This is a genomic window from Mycobacterium sp. (genome assembly GCF_049647605.1).
Lineage (GTDB): Bacteria > Actinomycetota > Actinomycetes > Mycobacteriales > Mycobacteriaceae > Mycobacterium.
Window position 1 is genome coordinate 67,647 of record NZ_JBARXZ010000029.1, and the last position, 20,742, is coordinate 88,388.

Here is a 20,742-nt window from a genome sequence, read left to right on the forward strand (position 1 = left end):
CGCCGACGCCACGGCTCAGCCCGTCTGCTGCAAGCCGCCGCGGGAGAGGCAGATGTCGGCCAATTCGTCGAGGGACACCGGTAGCACCCGGGCCAGCGCCGCGATGGTGGTGAAGGACGGGGTTGCCAGCCGGCCGGTCTCGATCTTGCGGAGCGTTTCCGGGGAGATCGCCGCCGCCTGCGCCACCTCGGCGAGGGTGCGGTCCCCGCGAGCCTGCCGAAGTTGATCGCCGATGCGCTTACCGGCGGCGAGTTGTTCTGCGGTCAGCGGGAGACGCACCATACGGCCAGGATACCCCGTGCCGGTATGAAAATACCGAATGCTCGCTCGAGCTGGTATTTTCATACCGCCCCTGGCTGAAGAGATCCGAGGAAAGCTGATGTTGGAACTGAAAACACCACACGAGATCACCGCAATGGAAGTCACCGGCGCCTTCATTGCCGACCTGCTCGACGACCTCACGAGTCGGGCGCGCCCGGGAGTGAACCTGCTCGACCTCGAATACCGGGCCAGGGCACTGATCAACCAGCGCGGCGCCCAGTCCTGCTACTGGGACTACACACCGTCATTCGGACGTGGGCCGTTCCGCAACGTCATCTGCCTCTCGGTCAACGACGCCGTACTCCACGGGCTGCCACACGACTACTCATTGACCGACGGCGACCTGCTGACCATGGACATCGCGGTGTCCATCAACGGGTGGGTCGCCGATTGCGCCCGCAGCATCATCGTCGGCACCCCACGAACCGAAGACCGGCGACTCGTCGAGGCCACCGAACAAGCCCTGGCCGCCGCCATCGCCGCAGCCGTAGCGGGAAACCGGCTCGGCGACGTCTCAGCGGCGATCGGTGCCGTGGCAGCCGACTACGGATACCTGGTCAACACCGAGTTCGGGGGCCACGGAATCGGACGGACCATGCACGAAGACCCGCACGTGCCCAACGTCGGGCGCGCCGGACGTGGACTCAAACTACGCCCCGGAATGACACTTGCGCTCGAACCCTGGTTCGCGGCAGGCACCGACAAGATCGTCTACGACCCCGATGGCTGGACCATCCGCTCCGCAGACGGATCGCGCACTGCCCACAGCGAACACACCATCGCAATCGCCGACGGCCCGGCCCGGGTACTGACTCGCCGGACCCCGCACTAGCGGTCCCCGGGAACAAACCTGACACCACCGAGGTTGAGCGCATCAGAATCAACTTTGGAGGTTTGATGCCCGAAAACATCTCGGTGCCGGTGCTGTTTGTCAGCGACCCCATCGTGCTCCCCACCATGGTCGTCCCCATCGAACTCGACGATGCCGCCCGCGCTGCCGTCGATGCCGCACAGGCCAGTGAATCCGGCAAGCTGCTGATCGCCCCCCGCCTGGACGACCGCTACCCCACCCACGGCGTGCTGGCCTCGATCGTGCAGGTCGGCCGGATCGCCGGCAGCGGTGGCGCTGCCGCCGTCGTGCGCGGTGAACGTCGCGCCCACATCGGAGCCGGCACCACCGGCCCGGGAAATGCCCTGTGGGTGCAGGTCACCGAGGTGACCGAGCCCGAAGCCGACGCCAACACCGTGGCCCTGGCCGCCGAGTACAAGAAGTTGCTGCTCGCCATGCTGCAGCGCCGCGAGGCATGGCAGATCGTCGACATGGTCAACAGGATCACCGATTCGTCAGCTCTGGCCGACACCGCCGGTTACGCGTCCTACCTGACCGACGTCCAGAAGCGTGAGCTGCTGGAAACCGAAGATGTGGCGGCCAGGCTGCAGGTGCTGATCGACTGGACCGGCGAGCACCTGGCCGAAACCGAGGTCAACGACAAGATCGCCGAAGACGTGCGTGCCGGGATGGACAAGCAGCAGAAGGAATTCCTGTTACGCCAGCAGCTGAACGCCATCCGCAAGGAGCTCGGCGAAGGTGAGCCGGAAGGGTCAGATGATTATCGGGCCCGCGTCGAGGCCGCCGAACTACCGGAGAAGGTGCGCGAAGCCGCCCTGCGGGAGGTCGGCAAACTCGAACGGTCCAGCGACCAGAGTCCCGAAGGCGGCTGGATCCGCACCTGGCTGGACACCGTGCTGGAGCTGCCGTGGAATGAACGCACCGAGGATTCAACCGATCTCGTGCACGCCCGCGAGATCCTCGACGCCGATCACCACGGGCTCGAGGACGTCAAAGACCGCATCGTCGAGTACCTGGCCGTGCGGAGCCGCCGCTCCCAGCGCGGCATGGCGGTTGTCGGCGGCCGAGGTTCGGGTGCGGTGATGGTGCTGGCCGGTCCCCCGGGGGTCGGTAAGACATCACTGGGTGAGTCCGTCGCCCGGGCACTGGGACGCAAGTTCGTCCGGGTTGCCCTCGGCGGGGTGCGCGACGAAGCCGAGATCCGCGGTCACCGGCGCACCTATGTGGGTGCCCTGCCGGGCCGGATCGTCCGGGCCATCAGCGAAGCAGGTTCTCTGAATCCCGTTGTGCTGCTTGATGAGATCGACAAGGTGGGCTCCGACTACCGGGGCGACCCGTCGGCGGCGCTGCTGGAGGTCCTGGATCCGGCGCAGAACCACACGTTCCGCGACCACTACCTGGAGCTGGATCTGGATCTGTCCGATGTGGTGTTCCTGGCGACGGCCAACGTCATCGAGAACATCCCGTCGGCGCTGCTGGACCGCATGGAGCTGATCCAGCTCGACGGCTACACCGAGGACGACAAGGTGGCCATCGCGCGGGACTATCTGCTGCCCCGGCAGGCCGAGCGTGCGGCACTGACACCGGAAGAAGTGACCGTGACCGATGCAGCCTTGCGCAAGATCGCCGCGGATTACACCCGCGAACCGGGTGTGCGGCAATTCGAGCGGCTGCTGGCCAAGGCGATGCGCAAGGTGACGACCAAGATCGACTCCAGCAATGCGCCGATCACCGTCGACGAACCGGACCTGGTCGAGTATCTGGGTCGGCCCCGGTTCACCCCGGATTCCACGGAACGCACCGCGGTTCCGGGGGTGGCGACCGGCCTGGCCGTCACCGGTCTCGGCGGCGACGTGCTCTACATCGAAGCCGGGTCCAATGACGGTGAGCCGGCGTTGAAGTTGACCGGTCAGCTCGGTGACGTGATGAAGGAGTCGGCGCAGATCGCGCTGTCCTACGTCCGGGCCCACGCCGAGCAACTGGGCGTCGACCCCAAGGCGCTGGACCGCCAGATCCACGTCCACGTGCCTGCCGGCGCCGTCCCCAAGGACGGTCCGTCGGCCGGTGTCACGATGGTGACCGCGCTGGTCTCCATGGCGACCGGACGCCAGGTGCGCTCCGATGTCGGGATGACCGGTGAGGTGACCCTCAACGGCCGGGTCCTGCCGATCGGCGGGGTCAAGCAGAAGCTGCTCGCCGCACAGCGGGCCGGGTTGTCGACGGTGTTCATCCCGGCACGCAACGAGGCCGACCTCGACGACGTGCCCGCCGAGGTGCTCGACGCACTGGATGTCAGGCCCATGACCGATGTGGCCGAGATCGTCGCCCAGGCGCTGGAGCCGGCCGGCGGGTTGGCTACCGAGTTGGCTACCGACGCCGCCTAGTAGTACGGCCAGCAGACGCAAACTCGGGTGATCACCGGCTGATTCACCCGAGTTTGTGGCTGCTCGCCGTGAGAAAACCTCTTCACCGCTACCGCGCCCGCTTGCCGGAGTATTCTCAAATCCGGAACGGAGTCCCGACATGTCCCGATCACAGACATTTGTCATCGTCGGCGGCGGACTGGCCGGCGCCAAAACCGCAGAAGCCCTGCGTGCCAAAGATTTCGACGGCCACGTCATCCTGTTCGCGGCCGAGGAGCATCTGCCCTACGAGCGGCCACCGCTGTCGAAAGAGTTCCTGGCGGGAAAGAAAACGCTGTCCGATTTCACCGTGGACCAGTCCGCCTGGTTCCGCGATCACAACATCGATCTCCGCCTGGGCACCACGGTCTCGGCGGTGGACCCGGCCGCCCACACCGTCACGCTGCCCGACGACAACACGGTTCACTACGACAAACTCCTACTGGCCACCGGTTCCCGGCCGCGTCAACCGAGCTTTCCCGGCGCCGACGATCCCGGCGTGCACTATCTGCGCACGGTCGACGATGCCCGGGCCCTGGACTCCGCACTGCGCGACGGTGACACCCTGGCCGTCGTCGGCGCCGGCTGGATCGGTCTGGAGGTCGCCGCCAACGCCAGACAGCGCGACGTCGAGGTCACTGTCATGGAAACCGCATCGCTGCCGCTGCTGACGGCACTGGGACCCGAAGTGGCCGAGGTGTTTGCCGAACTGCACCGCGGGCACGGGGTGGACCTGCGGCTGAACACGCAGGTGTCGGCCGTCAACTCCTCCGGTGTGACGTTGGCCGACAAAACCCAGGTGCCCGCCGATGCGGTGCTGGTGGCCGTCGGCGCCACCCCCAACACCGACCTGGCCCGACAAGCAGGGCTCACCCTCGCCGGTGGCGGCGTCGCCGTCGACGCGGCACTGCAAACCAGCAACGCCGACATCTTTGCCGTCGGTGACATCGCCGCCGCCGAGCACCCGGTGTTCAACACCCGGATTCGCACCGAACACTGGGCCAACGCCCTCAAACAGCCAGCCGTCGCGGCAGTCGGCATGCTCGGCGGCACCGCCAGCTACGACGAACTGCCCTACTTCTTCACCGACCAGTACGACCTCGGGATGGAGTACGTCGGACACGCCGCCGACTATCGGCGGGTGGTGTTCCGCGGCAGTGTCGACGATCTCGAATTCACCGCATTCTGGCTGACAGCCGACAACCGTGTGCTCGCCGGGATGAACGTCAACATCTGGGACGGACTCGACGACATCAAGGCCATCATCCGGGCCGGTTCGACCGTCGACGTCGACACGCTGACCGACCCCGGCGTCAAGCTCGGCGAGCTGCGATAGGCCCGCCACGTGTGGCCGCCGGCCGCGATGTGGGCAAGAATGGGGCGGCCCGCGGAGCGGCACTCCCTGAGCCCCCGTGGCAGTGACCAGACGCGACGAAGGGAACCCCTGCGTGAAGATCGGCCTCGACGAGCTGACCGGAGCCGAGAAGGCGGTGCTGCTGGTCCTGATGGCCGAGGCTCGACCGGTGCCCAATCCCGAGCTCGTCGACCTGGGCCCGCGACTCGACAAGACCCAGCGGGAGAACCTGAACCGCAAGGCGTTGATCGAGAGCGTGCAGGACCGCCGGGTCTGGGTGCACGAGCTCACCGACGACGGTTGGGCCTATTGCCGCCGACTCCTGGGCGCCGACGCTCCGCCCGGGGCGACCGGGCCGGGTAAGACGCTGTACACGGTGTTGCGCGGATTGCGGCGCTACCTCGATCGCGCCGACGTGGCACCCGCTGACGTCTTCGCCGCCGCCGAACCGGAACCGGCGGATGAGCGGTCGGTGCACGACGCCTACCGCCGGCTGACCACCGAGCCGGGCGCCTGGGTGGCCCTGGCCCGGCTGCGGGCCGCGCTACCCGATGTGGCGCACCACGACCTCGATGACACACTGAGAAGGATGTATCGCAAACCGGGTGTGCACCTCATCCCCGAGGAGAACCAGAAGGTGCTCGGTGAGCTCGACTGGCACGCCGCCGTTGTCATCGGCGACCAGCACAAGCACCTGATCTCGATCGAGGCGCGATGAATTCACTCGATCGCGATGCGCTGTCATCGCTGCGGTTGACCTGGGCCCCCACCACCGACGACCTGTGGCGTCCGCAGGCCGGACTACATGTCAGCGGGCTCAACGAAGACCCGCTCGGCGAGGTGCTCGACGCCGTGACCGACGCCCGGCTGGACCCGGACTCCAACCCCCTCGGCGTGGTGCTGCGCGGCCAGGCCGGCTCGGGTAAAACCCACATGCTGGGGCAGGTCCGCGAACGGGTCCAGGCCGACGGCGGGTTCTTCTTCATCGTCGAACTCCTTGACGCAACCAGCTTTTGGCAATCGGCGCGGGCCGGGATCCTGGAGAGCCTCGGCCGGCCCGGCGTCGTACGCGAGACGCAGCTCAAGGACGTGCTGTGGCAACTGGCCTCCGTCGCCCACGTCAGCCGCGCCGACCGCCGGGCAATCGTCGGCGACGACGAGTTGACCCCGGATATCCTCGAGCGGTTCGTGACGGGTCTGTTCAAGGTGCACCGGGAGTCGGTGCGGCAGTGCCGGCACGTCCTGCGATCGCTGGTACTGCTGGGGTCGCTGGACTTCGACGAGCAGGACATCGGCGAGGCGTTCCTGAGCTCCAACGACGAACCGTCGGAACGTTCGAAATGGGGCCTGCCGGCGCCGAAGTCCACCCCGCAGGAGACGGTGCGGGACGTGGCGAGGATCGTCGCACTGGCCGGACCCCTGGTGCTGGCCGTCGATCAGATCGACACCCTGCTGGCGCAGTCTCCGGAGCGCACCGAATCCACCGTCGACCAGACCGGCAATCGTGATCTCGAGCATGTCGCCCACGGGCTGATGTCGATCCGGCAGACGATGCGACGCACGGTGGCCGTCGTCGCCTGCCTTCCCAGCGCCTGGGAATCGATCCGGGTGCGAGCGACGTCCACCGTCGCCGATCGTTTTCGCGTCACCTCTCCGCTACAGGGACTGCCCACCCCGGAACTGGGCCGGGCCATCCTGGAGCGCCGGTTCACCGCGGCCTACGCCACCGTGGGATTCACCCCGCCCTACCCCAGCTGGCCGATCACCCCCGATGCCTTCGCCGACGCCCCCGACTACACACCCCGCCAGCTGCTCAAACGGGCCGACAGCCACGTCCGGCACTGTCTGGCGACCGATAGCGTCATCGAATTGTCCTCGCTGACAACAACTACCGATCCTCGGCAGGAGCCCGAGGAGGTGGCCACACCAGTGCCCACCGACGGCGACGACGAGCTGGCCGCCCTCGATGCCCGGTATCTGGCGTATCGCCGTCAGGCGGTCAGCGCGGTGGCGCTGGACCCCGAAGGCGAAGACACCACGATGCCGGAACTCCTCGATGCGGCTCTGCGCTCGTGGATCGTCGAGGCCGGAGACGCAGGAGCCGACTTCCGGGTTGATCCCCCGCCGGGCACCCGCGTCACCCTGCACGCCCGGCTGCGACAGAGCCTGGATCCGGCCACCGACGACGAGCAGCACTGGGCGTTCCGCGCAGTCGCCGCCTCCAATGCCGTCGCAGCATTGAACAGAATTCGCAATGCCTGCGACGCAGCAGGTTTCAACTCTCACAGTGGCCGCCGCAAGCTCTACCTGCTGCGGAACACGCCGTGGCCCAGCGGGAAGAAAACCGCAGCGGTGATCGCCGAGGTGGAAGCCGCCGGCGGGCAGACACTGACGCTGTCCGACGACGATTTGCGCACCATGATCGCGCTGCGCGACCTGATCCGCGAAGACGCCCACCATCTGCAATCGTGGCTCACCGCCCGCAAGCCCGCACACTCGATCACGCTGCTGCGCAACGCTTTGGATGAGATCATCGGCGCCGAACCGGCTGCGGTCCCACAAACCGACAGCTCCCACCACGCCGAGCACCTCGCGGCGCCGGAGACCGACAACCGGCCCCGCAGCGCCACCGCGATCCCGCTCGGGGTCGATGTCGCCACCGGTGAACGCCGGGACGTCGACCTGGTTGCGCTGCGCAAGCACACCGCGATCTTTGCCGGCTCCGGATCCGGCAAGACGGTGTTCCTGCGACGTATCGTCGAAGAGGCCGCCCTTCGTGGGGTGTCCTCGATCGTGTTGGACCCCAACAACGATCTGTCGCGGCTCGGAAGCCCCTGGCCGGAATGCCCCCAGGGATGGGACCCCGCCGACGACAAACTCGCCACCGAGTATCTGGACAACACCGAGGTCGTCGTCTGGACCCCCGGCCGGGAAGCCGGCCGACCGCTGTCATTCCAGCCACTGCCCGATTTTGCGAGCGTGCGCAGCGACCGGGACGAGTTCACCCAGGCAGTGGAATCGGCGGTCGCCGCGCTGGAACCGCGGGCCCTGATCTCGGGATCCTCCGGCAAGGCCGGCCGGCTGCGCGCCGTGCTGCGCGAGGCCCTGGTGTACTACGGCTCCCGCGGCCAGACCACGCTGCGCGGGTTCATCGACCTGCTCGCCGACCTGCCCGACGAGGCCAGCACCATGACCAAAGCGCGCGACCTGGCCGCTGACATCGGACAGAACCTGAAGGCCGCCACCATCAACGACCCGATGTTCGGCGGAAATGGCGAATCGGCAGACCCGGGTGTGCTCCTGACCCCCTCGGATGGCTACCGCGCCAGGGTGTCGGTGATCAGCATGGTCGGGCTGACCTCAGATCAGCAGCGCGAGGGGTTTGTCAACCAGCTGCAGATGGCATTGTTCGCCTGGATCAAACGGCATCCCGCCGGGGACCGGCCGCTGGGTGGACTACTGGTCATGGACGAGGCCCAGAACTTCGCCCCGTCCGGGCGGACCACCACCAGCCTGCGCAGCACGCTGGCGTTGTCGTCGCAGGCCCGCAAGTACGGGTTGGGGCTGGTGTACGCCACCCAGTCCCCGAAGGGGCTGCACAACTTCATTCCGGGCAACGCCGCCACCCAGGTCTACGGTCTGCTCAACGCGTCCACCCAGATTGCGTATGCCAACGAGCTCGCCCGGGTCAAGGGTGGGTTGGTACCCGATATCAGCCGGCTGCGCGCCGGCAACTTCTACCTCGCCACCGAGGGGGAAGCGTTCCACCGGGTCCGGGCGCCGTGGTGCCTGTCGTTTCACCCGCAGAGCCCACCGACCACCGACGAGGTGCTCAAGCTCGCGCGAGCTGGTCAATCCGCCTGATCGGGTGTCAGTCGGCGTTCTTGACCAGCTCGACCACCGGAATGACGCGCTCGGTGTTGCGCTGATACTCGGCGAACTGCGGTTCGAGTGCGCTCTGCTTGGCGTAGATGACGTCACGCTCGTCACCCTCCAGCGGCCGTGCGGTTGCGGTGTACACCTCGGCGCCCAGTTCGACGGTGACGTTCGGGTTGGCCACCAGGTTGCCGTACCAGTCGGGATTGCGGTCGGCGCCGCCCTTGCTGGCGAAGACGTAGACGCGACCGTCGTCCACCAACGGGACCAGCGGTGCGATGCGCTCGACACCGGATTTTGCACCGATGTGATGTAGCAGCACCAGCGGTTTGCCCTCGAAGATTCCACCCGCGCTACCACCGGAGGTCCGGAATTCGCTGATCACCGACGAATTCATCACGTCCAACTGTTCTTTGTCCATGATGTTGAGCAGCACCGAACCCCGGCGGATTGTTCCCCGCTCAGCCCACCAAGGTGGCGGTTCCATCGGCGTGGACGGTCACTTTTGCGCCGGCCAGGTCCTCGGTGACCATTGCCTCGGCGCCGGCCCGGTCCGGGAGCACCGCGAGGGTGCGGGCATCGTCGGGGGTGCGCACCGCCAGGAACGCCTTGTCCGGCGCACCGTCGCGGCCGAAGGGCGCAGTCCAGCTCTCGATCGTGCCGACGCCTTCCCAGGCGATGAGCGCGCGTCGGGTGGGTTCCCGGTCGACGCTGGATTGCACATTCTCCCAAGAAAATTGGCGAGGCGGCGGCTCGGTGCTGTAGAGACCGAAGCTGTGCTTGGTGAGGTAGCCCCCATTGGCGGTGATGAATCCCCGCGTGCCCGGATCTGCCACCAGCTTCTCGGCCATGGTGGCGATCGAGTGCATCACGTAGTTGTTCCACGGACCGCCGGCAAACGTGAGACCGCCGGTGACCGTCGGTGGCCGGGCGGGATCGTCGAGCTGCAGTCCGATCTCGGCTGCGGCGACCTGGACTGCCGACGGAAAGCAGGAGTACACGTCGACGTAGGCGATGTCGTCGATGCCGGTGTCCGACAGTTCCAACGCCCGGCGGGCACCGATGCGGATGGCGGGTGAGCGGTGATATTCGTGCCGCTCGGTGATCGAGTACGTGTCATGAGAGTCTGTGCCAGACCACGGGAAAACCCAACGTTCGGAAGGGATCTGCAATTGCTGGGCACGCTCCACCGATGTCAGCACCAGCACCGCACCCTGGTCCACCATGTTGTTGGAGTTCAGCAGTTTGGTGTAGGGCCAGCTGATCATCCGGTTGCCCGGACCGGGCTGCCAGATCTCATCCGCGGTGTGGGCAGCGTTGCTCCAGGCGTGCGGATTGGACTGTGCCACTTCGTTGAACCGGGCCCACAGGCCGCCGATCTGACGGCGATGATCCTCGACGGACTCCCCCGCGGCGACCCGCAGCGCTTCTTCGAACAGCGGGTAGACATCTGAGGGCAGCCCGAGTCCGATTCGCTGTTGGGAGTCCCCCGCCATCTCCATCGGATCATCGGCACCGGGTGGTACTGCTACGGTGTCATCCTGCACCGGCCAGTCCGGCTGTACCCCACTGACTTTGAGTCGCCTGCGGCTGCGCCAGGTTTCCGCTCCGGCCAGCAGAACCACCTGGTTGCGGCCGGCCAGGATGTCCAGACAGGCCTCGTTGACCAGTGTCTGGGGAACATTGCCCCCGATGCCGGTGTACCGGGTCGCCGGGCGGTCCGAGCCGATGAGTTCGCCGAGCAGCAGGCCGGGATCCCGATAGCGCCAGGACAGCAGGTTGACGACCCGGATGGCATCCACGGCCGCCAGCACACTCGGGGCGACGGCCTCGCGGGCGGCAGCTGCCATCAGCGTCACCGGATCCGGGCATTGCGCCTCGGTCCCACTGCCGTCGCGCTGATTGACCTGGCCGTAGCCGACCAGCACCGGAGTGTTGGGGTCCAGTTTCATAGCCAGGAACGCTACCAGCTCTTGACAGGTGTCAACTTGGCACCCGTCGGTAGATCGACTTCACCGTCTGATACGCCGCCAGCCCCTCCGGCCCGAGCTCCCGGCCCAGGCCGCTGGCCTTCACCCCACCGAACGGCGCGGCAATGTCCAGCTGATAGTCGTTGACCCCGATGGTCCCGGTGCGCACCGCCCGCGCCCCCGCGGGGGCCCGTTCGAGGTCGGCCGACCACACCGTGCCCGCCAGGCCGTAGTCATTGTCGTTGGCCAGCTCGACGGCCTCGGCGTCTCCGTCGTACGGGATCACCGCGAGCACCGGCCCGAACACCTCCTCCCGCGCGAGCCGGTCAGAGTTCGACACCCCGGCGAACACCGTCGGAGCCACAAACCAGCCGCGCGGCTGATCCTTCGGGATCGACCCGCCGGCAACCAGTTCGGCACCGCTGGAGCGACCGATTCCGATGTAGTCGAGGACTCGTTGCTGTTGCCGTCGACTGACCAACGGCCCGATATCGGTGTCCTTGTCCAGTGGATCTCCGACAGTGAGCCCCTGCGCCAGCGCCGCCATCGCCTCGACCACCTCGCGGTACCGGGACCTGGGTGCCAGGATCCGAGAGCTCAGATGGCAGGTCTGCCCGTTGTTCACGAACGAGGCGTTACGCAGCCCTTTGACGGTGGCATCCAGATCGGCGTCGTCGAGGATGATCGCCGCGGACTTGCCGCCCAACTCCAAGCTGACGGGCCGCATCAGCCGCCCACAGATCTCCCCGATGCTGCGACCGGCCGCCGTGGACCCGGTGAAGGCCACCTTGTCGACGCCGACATGGTTGACCAGGTGCGTCCCGGCCGTGGCGTCTCCGGGAACGATGTTGAGCACCCCGGCCGGTAACCCGGCCGCATCGGCGGCCTCGGCGAACACCAGTGCGTCCAACGCTGTTTCCGGCGATGCTTTCAACACCATGGTGCATCCGGCGGCCAGCCCCGGCGCAATCTTCATAGCCGCCAACGCCTGTGGGTAGTTCCACGGCGTGATCGCGGCGACCACGCCCACCGGTTCCCGGCGCACGATGGTGTGCCCGATCGCGCTGGGCCGAATCTCCTCGGTCGGGGTTTCGACGATCAGGCCGGCGTAGTAGTCGAGCAGCACGGCGGGAAACATCCCGTTGGCGCCGCGGGACAGCCTGATCGGCATCCCGTTCTCACGGCTGACCAGTTCCGCGGTGGTCGCGGCGCGCTCCACCAGTGCCGCACCGAAGGCCCGCAACAGATCGGCACGCTCGGTGGCCGGGGTGTCCCGCCACACCGGCAACGCGGCCGCCGCAGCCGCCACCGCGGCGTCGACGTCCGCCGTGGTGGCGCTGGCACCGTCACCGAGATGTTCGCCGGTGGCGGCCTCGTAGACAGGTTGGGTGGCGGCCCGGCGGAAAGTGCCGCCTATGTACACCCGTCCGGTATCGGTCATGTCAGGTCCTTCTCATCGCAGGCATGCGGGCTGAACAGCACCCCGGCGTCGAACAATCGCTCGATGGCGGGTTCGTCGAGGCCCAGGACCCTGCGGCAGATGTCGCGGGTGTCCTGGCCGGCCAGTGGCGCCGGCCGGGTCGGCGCCGACGGGATCCGCCCGAACGGCGCGGCCGCAGTCTCACTGGGCAGGGACACTTCGAACAGCGGATGCTCCATCGGCTGGAAAACCGCGCGTGACAACAGGTGTGGGTCGTCGAGCAGATCCATGCGGCGCAGCATCGGCGCAGCGGCCACACCGCAGGCTTGCAACGCCTCGGCCACCGCGAGTGGCGCTCTGCTCGCGATCCACTCCGCGAGCTCCACCGAACCGGTGAGCTGTTCGATCGCCGCCCGGTCGCGGTCGTCGGCAACCGACACCACACACCACTCGTCGTCGCCGGCGCAGCGATACACCCGGTGCGAGGCCGTATCGGGTTCCAGCACCGCCGGATCGGATTCCGCCGCCTCGGTGACGAACACCGTGTCCAACTGGCCCAGACACGCCTCGGCCTGCGACACATGGATCCGGGCACCCGATCCGGTCCGGTCGCGATGGATCAACGCCGCCAGCGCCCCGATCGCGGTGATCCGGCCCACCACGTGGTCGGGGAAAATGGTGGTGGCATCGAAGAACCGGTGCCGACCGTCGGCCGCTTCGGGATCGTCGGCATCGGGTTCTGAGGTCCACAGCCGGGTCACCCCGGTGCCGGCCCGGACCAGCGGCCCGTAGCCCATGCGGGTGCTCCACGGTCCGGTGTCGCCGTAGGCGCTGCTCTCGGCCAGCACCAGATCCGGGTTGATCTCGCACATCTTCGAGTACGGAAAGCCCAATGCGGTCAGAGTCCCCGGCTTGAAGTTGGCAAACACCGCGTCCGCGTCGGCGAGCAGCGCAGCGAACACCTCGGCCCCGGCCGGGCTGCGCAGTTCCAACCCGAGACCGGATTTGTTGCGGTGCGTCCAGGCGAACGACTCGCTCATCTGGTCACCCGCCCGGGCTTGCCGCAGCCCGTCGGGGTACGCCCTGCTCTCCACCTTGATGACCTCGGCTCCGAGATCGGCGAACAGCCGGCTCAATTCGCCGCCTGCGACGATGATGCCGAGATCGACTATCCGAAGACCGGCGAAGGGCAGCCCCTCCGGCTCGGTCGCAGGTCGGGAGTCCAACCGCGTTGTTGCCCAGCGCGGTTTGTCGGACCCAGGCTCGGGAGCGGGTGTCCGGAAGCCGGCCCGGGCACCGTCGACGGTATAGTAGCCCGTCGGCGCGACGGCCGAAAACCCTTCTGCCAGTTCCACTGTCGCTGCCGCGCCGACAGTCTGGAAATGCTCACAGGTCAACGCGTCGGCAGGCTCGAGCACCTCGGCGATGGGCACCCCGAACGACTGGCCGGTGGCGACCAGCTCCGCCATCGTCTGCGTGGCGAACCGAGCTTGCAGCAGCGCGCCGATCTCCTGCCACGCGGCAAAACGCTCGGCGATGATGTCGAACTTGGGGTCCTGGAACTGCTCGGGCTCGCCCAGCCACGCCCGCAAGCCGCGCCACTGCCGGGGCGCCATCACCACCAGCCGGACAAAGCCGTCCTGACACGCGATGATCGGGTAGGCGTCCTGGTTCTTGGGCCGACCGCGCCATTGGTCCCCGCGCCGCATCCCAGCCGCCGCCTGTCCATGCGAGCCGAACGGTGGATCCAGCGCGGCGACGACCGCATCGAGCCTGGAGAAGTCGATGAAATCCCCTCGCCCGCAACGGATCCGGTGATAGTAGGCGACCAACACCGCCCAGGCTGCTTGGACGGCGGCGGTCGCGGTGGCGATCCCGTCCGGCGGCAGCACCGGCGTTCCCAGGGCCGGTCCCGACCGTGACAGTGCCGACGACAACGCGTACAGCACGGCGTCGCTGGCACGCCAGCCGGCCCGGGGGCCATGCAGGCCGAAGTCGGAGACCGCCATCGTCACCAGATGCGGGTACTCCTCGGCGAGTTCGGCGCAACTGGTGCCGAACTCGCCGAGCTGGCCGGAATCGACCAGGATGTCCGCCTCGGAGACCAACTCGCGCAGGAGGTTCCGATCGTCGACCGGGTCCAGCACCACACTGCGCTTGTTGGCGTTGTGCAGTGCAAACGCCACGCCGGCCCCGCCGAGCCGCGGCAACGCTGTCCGGCCGGGTGAGCCGCCCGGCGGCTCGACCTTGAGCACGTCGGCACCGAGATCGGCCAGCAGCCGGGTCACGCCGTCGGCGCTACCGGAACCCAGGTCGAGCACCCGCACCGACGCCAGCAGTTGACACCCGTCCACAGTGGCCACCATCACAGTATGACGGCCACCACCTTGCTACTCGTTGTCGCCTCCGGTGTCGGACCCACCACCACCGGGTCCACCGCTGCCCACCCCACGCGCGGCCGGCCATACCCAGTCCCGCACCTCGGGGATGTCGTCGCCGTGCGCGCGGGTGTACTCGCGCGCCGCCAACCGCTTGTCGACCATGGCCTGCCGCAATGTCGCGCACCGGGACTGCAGCGACGGCACCCGGTCGATCACGTCGATCACCAGGTGATAGCGGTCCAGATCGTTGAGCATCACCATGTCGAACGGTGTTGTGGTGGTGCCCTCTTCCTTGTAGCCACGGACGTGGATGTTGCTGTGCCCCGTCCGGCGGTAGGTGAGGCGATGAATCAACCACGGGTAGCCGTGGTAGGCGAAGATCACCGGCTTGTCGGCGGTGAAGAGCATGTCGAACTCGCGGCCGGACAGCCCGTGCGGGTGCTCGGTGTCGTCTTGCAAACGCATCAGATCGACGACGTTGATGAAACGCACCTTCAGCTCGGGCAGGTGGGTGCGCAGCAGATCAACAGCCGCCAAACCCTCCAGCGTCGGGACATCACCCGCGGTGGCGATCACCACGTCGGGATCCGATCCCAGCACTTCACTGCCCGCCCAGTCCCAGATTCCGAGCCCACGCGTGCAATGTGCGATCGCCTGCTCCATGGTCAACCAGTTGGGGTGCGGCTGCTTGCCCGCCACCACGACGTTGACGTACTGCTTGGATCGCAGGCAGTGCCCGTACGTGGACAGCAAGGTGTTGGTGTCCGGCGGCAGGTAGACCCGCACCACATCGGCGCTCTTGTTCACCACATGGTCGATGAAACCGGGATCCTGATGCGAGAAGCCGTTGTGGTCTTGACGCCAGACATGGCTGGACAGTAGGTAATTGAGGCTGGCAATGGGGCGACGCCACGGGATGTGGTTGGTGACCTTCAACCATTTTGCGTGCTGGTTGAACATCGAGTCGATGATGTGGATGAACGCTTCATAGCAACTGAACAGCCCATGCCTGCCGGTCAGCAGGTACCCCTCGAGCCAGCCCTGACACTGGTGCTCGGAGAGCATCTCCATGACACGGCCGGCCCGGACCAGATGCTCGTCGACCTCCGGGCTGAAGAACTCGGCGTTCCACTGTTTGCCGGTCACCTCGTAGACGGCCTGCAGCCGGTTGGAGGCCGTCTCGTCGGGACCGAAGATCCGGAAGTTGTCGGGGTTCAGGCGCACCACCTCGGCGAGCCATTCCCCCAGCACCCGGGTGGCCTCGGCGATGGTGGCACCCGGCGCGGGCACCTCGACACCGAAGCGACGGAAGTCGGGCAGCCGCAGATCCTTGAGCAGCAGCCCGCCGTTGGCATGCGGGTTGTCGCTCATCCTCAGGTGGCCCTCGGGGGCCAGCTCCGCGATCGATGCCACCAATCTGCCGTCACCGTCGAACAATTCGTCGGCTCGGTAGGACCCCAACCAGTCGGCCAGCACCGCCAGATGCTCCGGGGTGTCCCGGGCGCTGGCCAACGGCACCTGGTGGGCACGCCAGGATCCGGTGGTCTTCTTGCCGTCGATGACGGCGGGCCCGGTCCAGCCCTTCGGAGTGCGGAAAACGATCATCGGCCAGCTGGGCCGGCTGTCGTCACCGGCGGCCGCCCGCGCTTTGATCTCGGCGATCTCGTTGAGCACGTCATCGAGCAGCGCGGCGAACCGCCGGTGGGCGCCGGCGTGGTCGGTGTCATCGTCGGCGACCTCGAAGAAGTACGGGTTGTGTCCGTAACCGACCATCAGCGCACGTAGCTCTTCTTCCGGAATACGCGCCAGCACTGTGGGATTGGCGATCTTGTAGCCGTTGAGATGCAGGATCGGCAGCACCACGCCGTCATGGACCGGGTTGACAAATTTGTTGGAGTGCCAGCTGGTGGCCAGCGCCCCGGTTTCCGCCTCGCCGTCGCCGACCACTGCCGCCACCAGCAGGTCCGGGTTGTCGAACGCCGCACCGTAGGCGTGGGACAACGCGTACCCGAGCTCGCCGCCTTCGTGGATGGAGCCCGGCGTTTCCGGGGCGACGTGCGAGGGGATGCCACCGGGAAAGGAGAACTGCCGGACGAGGCGGTGCAACCCCTCCTCGTCCTCGGTGATGTCGGGATAGATCTCGGAGTAGGTGCCGTCGAGGTAGGCGTTGGCCACCAGGCCGGGGCCACCGTGCCCGGGTCCGGTCACATAGATCGTCGACTGCGCTCTGGCCTTGATGACCCGGTTCAGGTGTGCGTACAGGAAGTTCAGGCCCGGCGTGGTGCCCCAGTGGCCGAGCAGCCGCGGTTTCACGTCGTCGCGCGTCAGCGGTGAGCGCAGCAGTGGGTTGTTCAACAGGTAGATCTGGCCGACCGAGAGGTAGTTCGCCGCCCGCCACCAACCGTCGAGACTCGCCAGGGTGTCATCGCCCAGTTCGGCACTTTGGATTCGTCGCCACGCGGTCGCAGTCATAGCACCCAAGTTGCTACAGACTCTCGCGTACGTCCACCGCTGCAAAGCGAATTCTCGCGAACAGTTGGTCTCACCCGGGTGGCGGTATTCTGATCTGATGCCTGAACACGCCGCGGCCGCGCATCATCCGTTGGTGGCCCAGTTGTCGGCGATTCACCATTTCCGCATCTATGTCGACATCGCGATCGTTGTTGTGGTGCTGACGGCGTCGAATCTGATCGCGCACTTCACCACGCCGTGGGCCAGTATCGCGACCATTCCGGCGGCCGCGCTCGGCCTGTTGGTCCTGGTCCGTGCGCGCGGCCTCGGTTGGACCGAGCTCGGCCTGGGGCGCGAGCAGTGGCGGTCGGGGATCGGTTACGCCGCAGCGGCCGTGGGGCTGGTGTTGTCTGTGGTCGCCATCGGCGCAATGTTGCCGTGGACCCGGCCGATGTTCATGAACGACAACTACGCCACCATCTCCGGCGCGCTGCTGGCCTCGATGATCATCATCCCGTTGCAGACGGTCATTCCCGAGGAACTCGCTTTCCGCGGTGTCCTGCACGGTGCGCTGGACCGGGCGTGGGGATTCCGCGGGGTCGCCGCGGCGGGATCATTGCTGTTCGGGTTGTGGCATATCTCGACATCGTTGGGCCTGACCAGCAGCAATGTGGGATTCACCCGGGTCTTTGGCGGTGGGGTGTTCGGCATGATCGCCGGCGTGGTGCTGGCGGTGATCGCCACCGGTGTGGCTGGGTTCGTGTTCACCTGGCTGCGCCGGCGCAGCGGCAGCCTGATCGCCCCGATCGCCCTGCACTGGTCACTCAACGGGATGGGCGCGTTGGCCGCCGCCCTGGTCTGGCACGCCTCCACCTGAACGGCGCCGCCGCGCCCGGAAATCACGGTTCTTGAGCTTGTTGCCACATCCGGTCATATCGCACCAGGTGCCACCGTGGTTGCGGGACCGGTCGTAGAACGCCCATCGACAGTCGGGGTTCCCACAGGCCTTGAGCCGGCTCCAGCTCCCGTCGGCCTGGGCGTCGCGCACCACCAGGAGCAAGCTGAGCAGCCGGCCGTCGACGGTGTCTGCGGCCGGTTCCACGCGGACCATGCCGTCGGCTCCCAACGTGGCGTGCGCAGCACTGCGCGCCATGACGGCACGCAGCCCGTGCAACTCGTCCTCACCCGGTGTGGGGCCACCGCCGTTCTCGAGGATGAGGGCCCGTAGCGCTTCCCGGACGGCGACAACGGCGACGATGTCCGGCCGGGTGACGACACCGGTTGCCAGCCCGTTGTCGGTCAGCCAGCGCTGTGCGGAGTCGATGTCGGTGAGCAGGTCCGCGCCGGTTTCGACATCCCGCGTGTTGATCAGCGCCTGCACCTCGGCCAGACGGCCCGGTGCCGGTTTGGTTTCCTCGTCACCGAACGGTGTGGTCATGTCTCGAACCTACTCTCAATGACCGGTAAAAACGATTGACTGGTCATGAATGACCGGTGTAGCGTCATTGCAGGTCACGAAAGCCGAGGGGTGAAGATGACACACAATCGGGCCGCGATGGAAATGCTCTTCAACACCTCAGTCCGTCAGGCCACCCCATCGGCGGCAACTCCTTCTCGGTGGCGCCGACTACAAGCGCGGGCCCTGGCGCCCCGCCTCGACCACATCATCGACCGAGGCACCCCGATCTGCCCGGGCTCCGTGCTGGCCGCCCACGCCGCCCGGCTGGCGTCACCCGAGGAACACCGGCAGCTGGCGAGCTCGCTGCGGTCGGTGCGCCGAGCGGCGCTGCAGTCTCACAGCGGCCTCACGCTGCGTGTTCGCCTGGATCGAGCCGCGGTCCTTGCCGATGCAGCGCTCCTCGAAGAGATCACCGTGCGGCTGGAAACATCACCGCCGGTGCGGCCCCGCGGCGTGGCCCGGTTACGGCTGCTACTGGGCGACGGTTGCGGCCCGCTGTACGGCCCGGTGCACCGACCCCACCGCGGCAGCCTCGCGGCACAGCTGCGCGGAGTCCTGGCCGCACTCTAGGGCGACCCAGCGAAGTAGGGACCAATGGCACGCGATCGGGGCCCTTTTCACAGACCCTCCTGTCGTGAGCAGTGCCACAGTGAATTCCATGGACGACATCCTGGCTCAGGACGGCACCCCAGACCTGCCGGATATCCCCGATGAGGAGACCATCCGCGCGGCCATCGCACTTGCGATCCGGGCACCGTCGATTCACAACTCCCAGCCCTGGCTGTGGCGCATCGGTGCCACGTCGGTGCACCTCTACGCCGACCCGTCACGGCACCTTCCGCACACCGACCCGGCACGCCGCGATCTGCTGCTCAGCTGTGGCATCGCGCTGCAGCACCTGACGGTGGCCTTGGCCGCCCTCGGCTGGCAGACACACGTGCATCGACTGCCCGACCCGGCACAACCCGACCATCTCGCCAGCATCGAGATCTGCGGACACGGCGGCAGTGAGCAGGAGATCGCGCTGGCGGCGGCCATTCCCCGCCGCCGCACCGACCGGCGCTGGTACAGCTCGTGGCCAGTGCCCGGCGGAGACGTGGCGCTGATGGCGTCCCGCGCTGCCCGCAGCGGCGTGGTGTTACGCCGGGTCGAGTTTGCCAACCAGTTGAGCGGCATCATCTCCGACGCGGTGCACCGGCACGCCGAGGATGACAATTACATCGCCGAGCTGTCCCAGTGGAGCGGTCGCTACGGAGCGGTCGCCGGGGTGCCGGCCCGCAGCACACCCGCTCCGGCCGCGCACACCCAGCTGCCCGCCCGGATGTTTGCCAATCCGAGGTTGCCCCAGCCGCGCGGGGCGCACGCCGGCGACGACGCGGGAGTGGTCCTGGCGCTGGGCACCGCCACCGATGATGCGCTGGCGGTGTTGCGCGCCGGCGAGGCGACCGGCGTCGTACTGCTCACGGCGACCGCGTTGGGCCTTTCCAGCTGCCCGCTGACCGAACCCCTGGAGATAGACAGCACCCGGGATGCGGTTCGGTCGATGGTCCTCGGCGGCGACGGATTCCCACAGATGCTGCTGCGGGTCGGCTGGGCGCCACTGAACGCCGATCCACTGCCCGCCACCCCGCGGCGACCGCTGTCCGAGGTGCTCCACCACCTCGAGCACCTCGGGGGCGAGCGGGTTACGTTGCGCGGCTAGGCCTTACGCACTTTCCCGACGATCCAGAGCAAGATCACCGAGCCGAGGATCGCGGTGAACAGGGTGAACCACCAACCTCCCCCGGCTGTGTTGAGGATGAAGCTCAGCAGGAATCCGCCGATCAGTGCACCCACGATCCCGATGACGATGTTCATCAGAATCCCGGAACCCCCGCCCTTCATGATCTTGCCGGCGATCCAGCCGGCGATCGCCCCGATGACGATGTAGCCGATCCAGCCCACACTGGTCAGCGTCGTGGAACGGGCCAACAACTCTGTTGATGTAGCAACGAACGTCGCGTCCATGAGCCCTCCTGGTAACACTGCCTGGGTCCAGCACATCGCCGGACCCTCACTCCGGTATAGCCCGAACGGGTCACAATTCAACCGGCCAAACGGGCACGATCGGCAACCGATAGCAAGTAGCCCCGAACCCTTGGGGGCCGGGGCTACTTGGTGAAACCGTCAGATCATGCCGGAGGTGGCGACATCTCGGGCACCGGAGTGGTGACCGGGACGGGCACGCCCACCTGGTTACGAGGCGCCGGGGGCGGCGC

General features: G+C 67.3%; 16 protein-coding genes. 8 read left to right on the forward strand and 8 right to left on the reverse strand.

The features are described 5' to 3' along the window. Positions 1–15 precede the first annotated feature (15 nt). Positions 16–282 (reverse strand): helix-turn-helix domain-containing protein, encoded by a 267-nt coding sequence (locus tag WBB07_RS04380; RefSeq protein ID WP_526305096.1) that lies wholly within the window; start codon positions 280–282, stop codon positions 16–18. Positions 283–379: 97 nt separating this feature from the next. Here WBB07_RS04380 and map point away from each other — a divergent pair, with 97 nt between their 5' ends. The 5 genes from map to WBB07_RS04405 all read left to right on the forward strand — a co-directional run bounded on the left by map (position 380) and on the right by WBB07_RS04405 (position 8,791). Then, positions 380–1,153 carry a type I methionyl aminopeptidase gene (gene map / locus WBB07_RS04385; protein WP_526305098.1) on the forward strand — a complete coding sequence of 258 codons (774 nt, stop codon included), beginning with the start codon at positions 380–382 and terminating at the stop codon, positions 1,151–1,153. A gap of 65 nt (positions 1,154–1,218) precedes the next feature. After that, complete coding sequence (gene lon / locus WBB07_RS04390) at positions 1,219–3,555, forward strand: endopeptidase La (protein WP_526305100.1); 2,337 nt, start codon at positions 1,219–1,221, stop codon at positions 3,553–3,555. Between the two features lie 139 nt (positions 3,556–3,694). Further along, entirely contained in the window at positions 3,695–4,909 is a 1,215-nt protein-coding gene (locus WBB07_RS04395; protein ID WP_526305102.1) for an NAD(P)/FAD-dependent oxidoreductase, read from the forward strand. Between the two features lie 112 nt (positions 4,910–5,021). After that, the gene (locus WBB07_RS04400) at positions 5,022–5,645 is read left to right on the forward strand and encodes a hypothetical protein (RefSeq protein WP_526305104.1); all 624 of its coding nucleotides are present in this window, start codon (positions 5,022–5,024) and stop codon (positions 5,643–5,645) included. Then, complete coding sequence (locus tag WBB07_RS04405) at positions 5,642–8,791, forward strand: ATP-binding protein (protein ID WP_526305106.1); 3,150 nt, start codon at positions 5,642–5,644, stop codon at positions 8,789–8,791. Before WBB07_RS04400 ends, WBB07_RS04405 begins: the two co-directional genes overlap by 4 nt. 7 nt (positions 8,792–8,798) lie before the next feature. Here WBB07_RS04405 and WBB07_RS04410 read toward each other — a convergent pair whose 3' ends face one another. Genes WBB07_RS04410 through WBB07_RS04430 form a run of 5 tightly spaced genes read right to left on the reverse strand, consistent with a single transcriptional unit; the run spans position 8,799 to position 17,046 of the window. Further along, the gene (locus WBB07_RS04410; RefSeq protein WP_526305131.1) at positions 8,799–9,224 is read right to left on the reverse strand and encodes a nitroreductase family deazaflavin-dependent oxidoreductase; all 426 of its coding nucleotides are present in this window, start codon (positions 9,222–9,224) and stop codon (positions 8,799–8,801) included. Positions 9,225–9,264: 40 nt separating this feature from the next. Beyond that, the gene (locus WBB07_RS04415; RefSeq protein ID WP_526305108.1) at positions 9,265–10,755 is read right to left on the reverse strand and encodes an acetyl-CoA acetyltransferase; all 1,491 of its coding nucleotides are present in this window, start codon (positions 10,753–10,755) and stop codon (positions 9,265–9,267) included. Between the two features lie 31 nt (positions 10,756–10,786). After that, on the reverse strand, positions 10,787–12,214 hold the full coding sequence (locus tag WBB07_RS04420; protein WP_526305110.1) for an aldehyde dehydrogenase: 1,428 nt from the start codon (positions 12,212–12,214) through the stop codon (positions 10,787–10,789). Continuing rightward, positions 12,211–14,547: a CaiB/BaiF CoA-transferase family protein gene (locus WBB07_RS04425; protein WP_526305133.1), complete on the reverse strand. Its 2,337-nt coding sequence runs from the start codon at positions 14,545–14,547 to the stop codon at positions 12,211–12,213. Before WBB07_RS04425 ends, WBB07_RS04420 begins: the two co-directional genes overlap by 4 nt. A gap of 36 nt (positions 14,548–14,583) precedes the next feature. After that, positions 14,584–17,046 carry a phosphoketolase family protein gene (locus WBB07_RS04430; RefSeq protein WP_526305112.1) on the reverse strand — a complete coding sequence of 821 codons (2,463 nt, stop codon included), beginning with the start codon at positions 17,044–17,046 and terminating at the stop codon, positions 14,584–14,586. A gap of 97 nt (positions 17,047–17,143) precedes the next feature. Between WBB07_RS04430 and WBB07_RS04435 the strand changes: the two genes are divergently transcribed. After that, the gene (locus WBB07_RS04435) at positions 17,144–17,902 is read left to right on the forward strand and encodes a CPBP family intramembrane glutamic endopeptidase (RefSeq protein WP_526305114.1); all 759 of its coding nucleotides are present in this window, start codon (positions 17,144–17,146) and stop codon (positions 17,900–17,902) included. Here the strand turns inward: WBB07_RS04435 and WBB07_RS04440 are convergent. Continuing rightward, on the reverse strand, positions 17,846–18,463 hold the full coding sequence (locus WBB07_RS04440; protein ID WP_526305116.1) for a CGNR zinc finger domain-containing protein: 618 nt from the start codon (positions 18,461–18,463) through the stop codon (positions 17,846–17,848). The genes WBB07_RS04435 and WBB07_RS04440 overlap by 57 nt on opposite strands. Before the next feature lie 96 nt (positions 18,464–18,559). Between WBB07_RS04440 and WBB07_RS04445 the strand changes: the two genes are divergently transcribed. Together WBB07_RS04445 and WBB07_RS04450 are read left to right on the forward strand one after the other, a co-directional pair. Further along, a complete protein-coding gene (locus tag WBB07_RS04445; protein ID WP_526305118.1) occupies positions 18,560–19,054 on the forward strand; it encodes a hypothetical protein in 495 nt (164 codons plus the stop codon). Between the two features lie 88 nt (positions 19,055–19,142). Then, positions 19,143–20,186, forward strand: coding sequence for an Acg family FMN-binding oxidoreductase (locus tag WBB07_RS04450; RefSeq protein ID WP_526305135.1), 1,044 nt, complete (start codon positions 19,143–19,145; stop codon positions 20,184–20,186). Here the strand turns inward: WBB07_RS04450 and WBB07_RS04455 are convergent. Then, positions 20,183–20,491, reverse strand: a complete 309-nt coding sequence (locus WBB07_RS04455; RefSeq protein WP_526305120.1) for a GlsB/YeaQ/YmgE family stress response membrane protein — start codon at positions 20,489–20,491, stop codon at positions 20,183–20,185. The genes WBB07_RS04450 and WBB07_RS04455 overlap by 4 nt on opposite strands. Positions 20,492–20,742: the final 251 nt, after the last annotated feature.